Source organism: Pseudoalteromonas sp. G5_S1_54_S4, from assembly GCF_054968565.1.
Genome location: NZ_JBQKUL010000015.1, coordinates 67,742 through 75,780 on the forward strand (window position 1 = coordinate 67,742; position 8,039 = coordinate 75,780).

5 protein-coding genes and 1 pseudogene are annotated in these 8,039 nt (G+C 41.6%); 5 read left to right on the forward strand and 1 reads right to left on the reverse strand.

Features of this window, described 5'->3' with window-relative positions:
• Positions 1 to 15: 15 nt before the first annotated feature.
• Positions 16 to 873 carry a LysR family transcriptional regulator gene (locus tag ACTRWE_RS08130; RefSeq protein ID WP_138564140.1) on the reverse strand — a complete coding sequence of 286 codons (858 nt, stop codon included), beginning with the start codon at positions 871 to 873 and terminating at the stop codon, positions 16 to 18.
• A gap of 126 nt (positions 874 to 999) precedes the next feature.
• Between ACTRWE_RS08130 and ACTRWE_RS08135 the strand changes: the two genes are divergently transcribed.
• The 5 genes and pseudogenes from ACTRWE_RS08135 to ACTRWE_RS08155 all read left to right on the forward strand — a co-directional run.
• Positions 1,000 to 1,590, forward strand: coding sequence for a hypothetical protein (locus ACTRWE_RS08135; protein ID WP_069440118.1), 591 nt, complete (start codon positions 1,000 to 1,002; stop codon positions 1,588 to 1,590).
• 136 nt (positions 1,591 to 1,726) lie between these two features.
• A complete protein-coding gene (gene gcvT / locus ACTRWE_RS08140; RefSeq protein WP_008112433.1) occupies positions 1,727 to 2,809 on the forward strand; it encodes a glycine cleavage system aminomethyltransferase GcvT in 1,083 nt (360 codons plus the stop codon).
• 77 nt (positions 2,810 to 2,886) lie between these two features.
• A complete protein-coding gene (gene gcvH / locus ACTRWE_RS08145; protein ID WP_013464091.1) occupies positions 2,887 to 3,276 on the forward strand; it encodes a glycine cleavage system protein GcvH in 390 nt (129 codons plus the stop codon).
• 151 nt (positions 3,277 to 3,427) lie between these two features.
• Complete coding sequence (gcvP, locus tag ACTRWE_RS08150) at positions 3,428 to 6,319, forward strand: aminomethyl-transferring glycine dehydrogenase (RefSeq protein ID WP_462879802.1); 2,892 nt, start codon at positions 3,428 to 3,430, stop codon at positions 6,317 to 6,319.
• Between the two features lie 688 nt (positions 6,320 to 7,007).
• Positions 7,008 to 8,039, forward strand: a pseudogene (locus tag ACTRWE_RS08155) (hypothetical protein); the annotation flags it as partial.

An 8,039-nucleotide genomic window follows, 5' to 3' on the forward strand; every position in this document is an offset into this window, starting at 1 on the left:
CAGAGTCCAGGTTATTTAAGCAGTGGGGTAACCTAAGCGCAACTTAATAAACTCAGCGAGTTTAAACACGGCGTTTTCAGGTTCGCGGGCAGTTTTAACTAAACTAATGCCAATGCTACCAAGCGCAGGTAAATTTTTAGTGTGTAATTGAAAGGTTAAATCGTTCGGCACCGTACTTCTTGCCAGTACAGTAATACCTAAACCTTCTTTTAATGCCGCAATTAAACCGGTTAAATCGGCGTTGCTGTAAACAATACGGTATTTAATACCTGCTTTTTCAAGCGCTTGGGTTGCTCTGCGTCGGTAAATACAGCCCTCAGGCGCTGTTACTAAGGTAACGGTTTCATTTTGCGCCAGTGAAAGATCGCCAACCCACACTAATTGGTCTTGAATAAAAATAGGGAATTTTTCTGAGTCAAGCTGCTCATTTAGCGCCAGTACTAAATCAAATTGATCTTGGCGCTCATCCGAAAGTAAGTGTTTACTCAAACGTGACTTCACTTCTAACGATACATCAGGGTAGAGCGCCACAAAGTCGCCAATAATAGAAGGTAAAATACGTGCTGCAAATTCGCTAGGGATCCCCAGGCGCACTTTACCAGTGACACTTTCTGAGGTGAACAACTGTAAGATGGCATCGTTATGTTGCACCATTTGTTTTGCCATAGGCAGTAACAGTTCACCATATTGATTAAGTACTTGGCGTTGTCCCTGCTTTTTAAATAATTTATAGCCTAATAAGTCTTCTAAACGTTTTACTTGTAAGCTTACCGCCGGTTGCGAAAGGCCAAGTAAATCGCCTGCTTTGGCAAATCCACCTACCTCAACCACCATAACAAATGTGCGTAAACTGTCGGTTGAAATGTTTTTCATATTTAAAATTACTATTTATATGGCTATATATATAAGTATTATTTATCAATTGATAAGTAATTACAATTTGTTGTTGTAAGCCTTGCGCAATATACTTTTGCTATTAAAGATAGATAGGTATTTGTTATGACTTTTAACCCGATAATGTTTGCCCGCCATAGCAACGCTAACAGCGCGGTTATTAATGCCTTACAAGCTAATAACAGCCACGTTGTTATTGATTTTAGCGGCAGTGAAGCATCGGTATTTTTAAGTGCTATTTTAGGTCATGACCTCACCAAACTAACCGCCAGTGGCTTTGGCTTTAAAGGCACATTGGATGGCGATTTAAATTCTGATTTTAGCTACGCCGTTTACTACTTTAGCGAAACCGCCTTTCGATTTGTACTCCCAGTAAATGCCAGCTTGCAATTACAAGCACTCATTAACGAGCAACAGCTTAGGTACGATATCGACTTTGTGGTACGCACCGATTTAGCAACCTTTACCTTAACCGGTAGCAACGCCTTTGATACCTTAGTTGATGCGTTTAAATTAACACCTGGCTTACGCCTTGCTGATGCGCAGCTTTGTTATGGCGCGCAAAGTGGCGAAGTGTTTGTTACCGCGGTAGATAAAAACAACGAGCAGCAGTTTATAGTGATTGCTAAAACGCCTACGCTTGATAAGTGGCAACAGTATATGCAGCAACAAGGCTTTAGTGTTACTAACACCTAAGCTGTTTAATTCGTTAAACATATTTTTGTTAAAGATTACAATTTGGTAGGCGTATTAATGGCTACCATGTTATTCCCCCTCATTCAATTGAGGCCACGCCCACACACATGGGTTAATTTAAAAGTGAAGGAATATTATGACTTCTAAAACAGTATTACATGCAAAGCACCTTGAAGCCGGCGCAAAAATGGTTGATTTTCATGGCTGGGAAATGCCAATTAACTACGGTTCACAAATAGAAGAACACAACGCCGTACGTAATGATGCGGGCATGTTCGACGTATCACACATGACCATTGTTGATATACAAGGCGAGCAAGCACAAGCATTTTTACGCAAGCTTGTGGCTAACGACGTTGCTAAGTTAACAGTACCTGGCAAAGCGCTTTACACTGGCATGCTTAACGAGCAAGGCGGCGTAATCGACGACTTAATTATTTACTACTTTAGCGAAACATTTTATCGCTTAGTGGTTAACTCAGCGACCCGTGAAAAAGATTTAGCACATTTAGCTAAGGTGTCGAGCGATTTTGCTGTAACGGTTACTGAGCGCCCAGAATACGCCATGATTGCGGTTCAAGGCCCTAATGCACGTGCTAAAACAGCCCAAGTATTAAACGCAGACCAGCAAGCTGCAGTTGAAGGCATGAAGCCATTTTTTGGTGTTCAAGCCGGTGATTTATTTATTGCTACAACAGGTTATACTGGCGAAGACGGTTACGAAATTGTAGTACCAAACGAGCAAGCAGCCGATTTATGGCAGCAACTGCTTGATGCCGGTGTAGCGCCTGCGGGCTTAGGCGCGCGCGACACACTACGTTTAGAAGCAGGTATGAACCTTTACGGCCTAGATATGGACGAAAGCGTATCACCACTGGCAGCTAACATGGCATGGACTATTGCATGGGAACCAGAAGATCGTGACTTTATTGGTCGTGATGTTTTGGTAAAGCAACGTGCAGAAAAAAGTACTCACAAGCAAGTAGGTCTTATTCTTGAAGAAAAAGGCGTACTACGCAGTGGTTCTAAAGTAATTGTTGATGGTGGCGAAGGTGTTATTACATCTGGCACATTCTCACCAACATTGGGCTATAGTGTTGCATTAGCACGTGTGCCACGTTCAACCGGCGACACAGCTCAAGTAGAAATGCGTAAAAAATTAGTTAACGTAAAAGTAGTTAAATCGGGCTTTGTACGTAACGGTAAATCAATAATCTAAATAATTTGGTTATACCAGTAAATAGGTCACCCTCATTTATTGGTATTCTCCCAATCTAAACCAAAGGATGAAACAAAATGAGCAATATCCCTAGCGAGTTAAAATACGCACCTTCACACGAGTGGGTTCGTAATGAAGGCGACGGCACTTACACTGTTGGTATTTCTGAGCACGCCCAAGAGCTGCTTGGCGACATGGTATTTGTTGAATTACCAGAAGTAGGCGACGTAGTCGATGCAGGCGAAGACTGTGCAGTAGCAGAGTCAGTAAAGGCAGCATCAGACATTTACGCACCAATTAGCGGTGAAGTTGTTGCTATTAACGAAGAGCTAGAAGATTCTCCAGAAACAGTAAACAACGACGCTTACGGCGACGGTTGGTTATTCCGCATTAAAGCATCTGACGAATCTGAAGTTGATAACTTGCTCGACGCAGAAGGCTACGCACACACTATTGACGAAGAGTAATCGTTAATTAGTTAAAAGCCCCTCTATTTAAAACATTGGGGCTTTTATGATTTTACAGCTTATTACCATACCCAGTAAGTTGCCAAATCATCACATATTTTAATCAATACTAGTTACCCATTAGTATTTAGGATCATAGGAATCTGGACACATGTCAAACGCCAAATCTCTTGAACAATTAGAGCAAAAGCAAGATTTTATTCGCCGCCATATTGGGCCAAGCCCAGCGCAAGTAAACGACATGCTTAGCGCTCTTGAAGTATCGAGCGTTGAAGAGCTGATCGGTCAAACTGTACCTGCTGGTATTCGTCTTGAGCAAGGTCTTAATATCGGCGAAAGCCGCACCGAAGTTGAAACACTAAGCTACTTAAAATCAGTAGCAAGCAAAAATAAAGTTTTCAAATCGTATATTGGCCAAGGCTACCACCCAACTCACGTACCGCACGTAATTTTACGTAACGTACTTGAAAACCCGGGTTGGTACACAGCGTACACACCGTATCAGCCAGAGATTGCACAAGGGCGTTTAGAGTCACTATTAAATTTCCAGACTATGACCTTAGACATTACCGGCCTAGATTTAGCAAGTGCTTCACTGCTTGACGAATCAACTGCTGCAGCCGAGGCAATGGGCCTTGCAAAACGTGTATCTAAAGCTAAAAAAGCCAATGCGTTCTTTATTGCCGACGACGTACACACGCAAACCATTGACGTAGTGAGCACCCGAGCAGAGCAATTTGGTTTTGAAATTATTGTAGGTAAAGCCGCTGATGCCGTGAACCACGACATTTTTGGTGCGTTATTTCAATACCCGTCAACATCAGGCGAAATTGTTGATATAACTGACCTAATTGCTGGCGTACAAAGCAAAAAAGCGATTGCCTGTGTGGCAGCCGATATCATGAGCTTATTACTATTAAAAGCACCAGGTAAATTAGGCGCCGACGTAGTACTGGGTTCAGCACAGCGTTTTGGCGTACCTATGGGTTACGGCGGCCCTCATGCAGCATTTTTTGCAACACGTGATGCGTACAAACGTTCATTACCAGGTCGTATTATTGGTGTATCAAAAGACCGTTTAGGTAACGATGCATTACGTATGGCAATGCAAACCCGCGAGCAACACATTCGCCGCGACAAAGCCAACTCAAACATTTGTACTGCGCAAGTATTGCTAGCGAACATGGCTGCGTTTTACGCGGTATACCATGGCCCGCAAGGCTTAAAAACCATTGCACAACGCATTCACCGTTTTGCTGATATTTTAGCAACTGGCTTAAAAGCAAAAGGTGTGGCACTTAAGCACACTACTTGGTTTGACACATTAACAGTGGTTGATGAAAACAAAGCCGACGTGATTGCGCGTGCTGTAGCTAAAGGTGTTAACTTTGCTACTAACCATGCAGGTGAATACTCAATTTCAGTATCTGAAACCACAACCCGTGCAGACGTTGCTGAGTTATTTGATATTATTTTAGGCGAAGGCCATGGCCTAAGCGTAGATGCGATTGCTGCTGATGTTGAAGCAAATGGCAGCGACTCTATTCCTGCAAGCCTAGTGCGTGATGATGAAATACTAACGCATCCAAACTTTAACAGCTACCACAGCGAAACAGACATGCTTCGCTATATTAAGCGCCTTGAAAACAAAGATTTAGCGCTTAATCATTCTATGATCTCGTTAGGTTCATGTACCATGAAACTAAACGCGACCGCTGAAATGATCCCAGTTACCTGGCCTGAATTTGCAAACCTTCACCCATTCTGCCCGTTAGACCAAGCAGAAGGTTATCAAGTAATGATTAACGAACTACACGATTGGCTAGTTAACATTACCGGTTACGATGCGGTTTCATTGCAACCAAATTCAGGTGCACAAGGTGAATACGCAGGCTTAATCGCAATTCGTAAATACCACGAGTCACGAGGGGATGCGCACCGTAACGTATGTTTAATCCCAAGTTCTGCACACGGTACTAACCCAGCGTCGGCACAAATGGCCAGCATGAAAATTGTAGTTGTTAACTGTGATAAAAACGGCAACATTGACATGGAAGACCTAAAAGCAAAAGCTGCTGAGGTGTCTGAAAACCTATCATGTGCCATGGTAACGTACCCATCTACCCACGGTGTATACGAAGAAACGATTCGTGAGTTATGTGAAATTGTTCACCAGCATGGTGGCCAAGTTTACATGGATGGCGCAAACATGAACGCGCAAGTAGGTGTTACTAGCCCAGGCTTTATTGGCTCAGACGTATCGCACTTAAACTTACACAAAACCTTCTGTATTCCACACGGCGGCGGTGGCCCAGGTGTTGGCCCAATTGGTGTTAAATCGCACCTTGCGCCATTTATGCCAAACCACAGCGTAATTAACGTACCAGGTACTAATGAAGGAAATGGTGCAGTATCGGCAGCGCCTTACGGCTCTGCAGCTATTTTACCTATTTCATGGGCTTACATTGCTATGATGGGCTCTGAAGGCTTAAAACAAGCGACAGAAATGGCGATTGTAAATGCTAACTACCTAAGCAATGAGCTTAGCAAGCACTTCCCAATTTTATACCGTGGCCGTAATAATCGCGTTGCTCACGAATGTATTATTGACCTACGACCATTAAAAGAAGCCTCAGGCATTACTGAAATGGACGTTGCTAAGCGCTTACAAGATTACGGTTTCCACTCACCAACGATGTCGTTCCCAGTAGCGGGCACATTAATGATTGAGCCAACAGAATCTGAGTCTAAGGGCGAGATTGACCGCTTTATCGAAGCGATGGTATCGATTAAAGGTGAAATTGATAAAATCATTTCAGGTGAATGGTCTATCGAAAACAACCCACTGGTATTTGCACCACACACACAAGCTGATGTGTTAGGTAATGAATGGGACCGAGCGTATGACCGTTTTTACGCTGCATTCCCAGTACCAGCAGTTGCTAAAGATAAGTTCTGGCCAACGGTTACGCGTATCGATGACGTATACGGCGACCGTAATTTAGTATGTGCATGTCCTCCGATTGAGACATACCGCGACTAATTTTTGAACTTTAATGGGTAGTAAGTTCCACTGTAGAGTGGGGATTTATCGAAATTATAAAAGCCGTTGCAGCAATGCAGCGGCTTTTTTGTGCGTGGTGATTAACGTTAATTGTATAAATGTAGGTTGGATAGAGTGAAACGAAGCCCAACAAATCACAAATATACTTACTAGCTCAAAAACCAAGAGCGTGTGTTATTTATTGTAGGCGTTTAGCTTGCTGACGCGAGGGCATAAACTCGATTAGTGTTTTAGGTTTTTATCACCGATAGCCTTAGTGCGCTTCGCACTTCTAGAATTTAGAAACCTTATTCAAGGTTTATCGCGCTGGCGACGGCAGCCAAAGAGGGGCTGCCGCTGACCCCTCTCTGGACTCTCCCAGCGCACCCGAGCATCACGCTTAATCCTTCAAATAATTAATTGATGTGAACGTAAACGCCATGAAAGCACATCCATGTGCAAGCATGGCTTTCATTTCATCCATGAAATGCATTACTCATCAACTGCTTATTTTCAGGGCGTGATGACGGGGGGGAGGGTGTCAAAGATGGGGTTGGTGCTTGGTATAGGGGAATAATATTTTAACAACTCTGTTAGTTAAGTACTTGTAATTTTATCAAAATTATTTGCCTTGGATTAGCGAATGCTAGTAATGTAGATGGAAACATTCAAATAAAATTAAGAAAACATGCAACATACTTTAAATGGAATTCAGGTTGAAGGCTTAAGGTCAATTATTAACTCGAATAAAATAGACTTTAGTCCTATTAATATTTTAGTGGGTACTAATAGCTCTGGAAAAAGTTCATTTTTGCGATTGTTTCCACTTTTAAGTCAGAGCGTTGAGGCCAGAACTCGTGGGCCTATATTATGGAATGGTCCGTATATTGACTATGAATCTATAGAGAATACGTTGTCTTCTAGTTTGAATATTGAAAATGACTGTCTTAAGTTGAGCTTTTTCTCAACACTAGCTATGAATAGTAGAGGCTTTCAATTCAAAGGAGAAAAAAAATTAACAGATATAAAATCAACTATAGCTATAGCTAAAGGAAAAAAGCCATTCACTAGCTTTACTAAAGAATATAGCCTGAGTTTTGATGATGATAATATTCAATTTACATTTAATGAAAGTGGCGAGTTGTTGGACGTTACATGCGAGAGGCTTGTTTGGAAAGTAAATAGCGCTGCTGATGATGTTGCAAAATATTCTGTTTCAGAAACAGACAGTCTCATACCATTTTTTAAAACAGGAAGAAATTATTTTTACTTTGAAAGCTCGAAAGATACAAAAGATGCAGCACAAGTAATAAAAAATAATATTCGGAATTATATTGAAAAGCTGACTAAAGGAACAGATGGTGCTCGTTTGACAAGAATCTGTAACCAATTAAGTAACACTAGGGGCAGTGATAGTGAAAAATTGGTTAAATTTAGAAAAATTATTGATTATGCAAAAGCTAGAAAAACGTTAGTAAATTGGACTGAAAGTAATACTGATTTTAGATTTTTAACAGGCCTATGTAACTTATTATTTGCTTTAGAGTACTCGGAAAACTTAAATATTTTTTTGACCAGTACGTTTCAAAATGTTCACTATGTTGCACCTTTGAGAGCATCAACTGAGAGGTATTACCGGTACCAACACTTAAATATTGATTCTTTAGATCATACAGGATCAAATTTAGCTATGTTTATATCTGCATTATCACCTAGATGG

Excerpts from the sequence above, each read along its gene's own strand:
- ACTRWE_RS08130 (WP_138564140.1), bottom strand. The coding sequence starts at position 873 with ATGAAAAACATTTCAACCGACAGTTTACGCACATTTGTTATGGTGGTT.
- ACTRWE_RS08135 (WP_069440118.1), top strand. The coding sequence starts at position 1,000 with ATGACTTTTAACCCGATAATGTTTGCCCGCCATAGCAACGCTAACAGC.
- gcvT (WP_008112433.1), top strand. The coding sequence starts at position 1,727 with ATGACTTCTAAAACAGTATTACATGCAAAGCACCTTGAAGCCGGCGCA.
- gcvH (WP_013464091.1), top strand. The coding sequence starts at position 2,887 with ATGAGCAATATCCCTAGCGAGTTAAAATACGCACCTTCACACGAGTGG.
- gcvP (WP_462879802.1), top strand. The coding sequence starts at position 3,428 with ATGTCAAACGCCAAATCTCTTGAACAATTAGAGCAAAAGCAAGATTTT.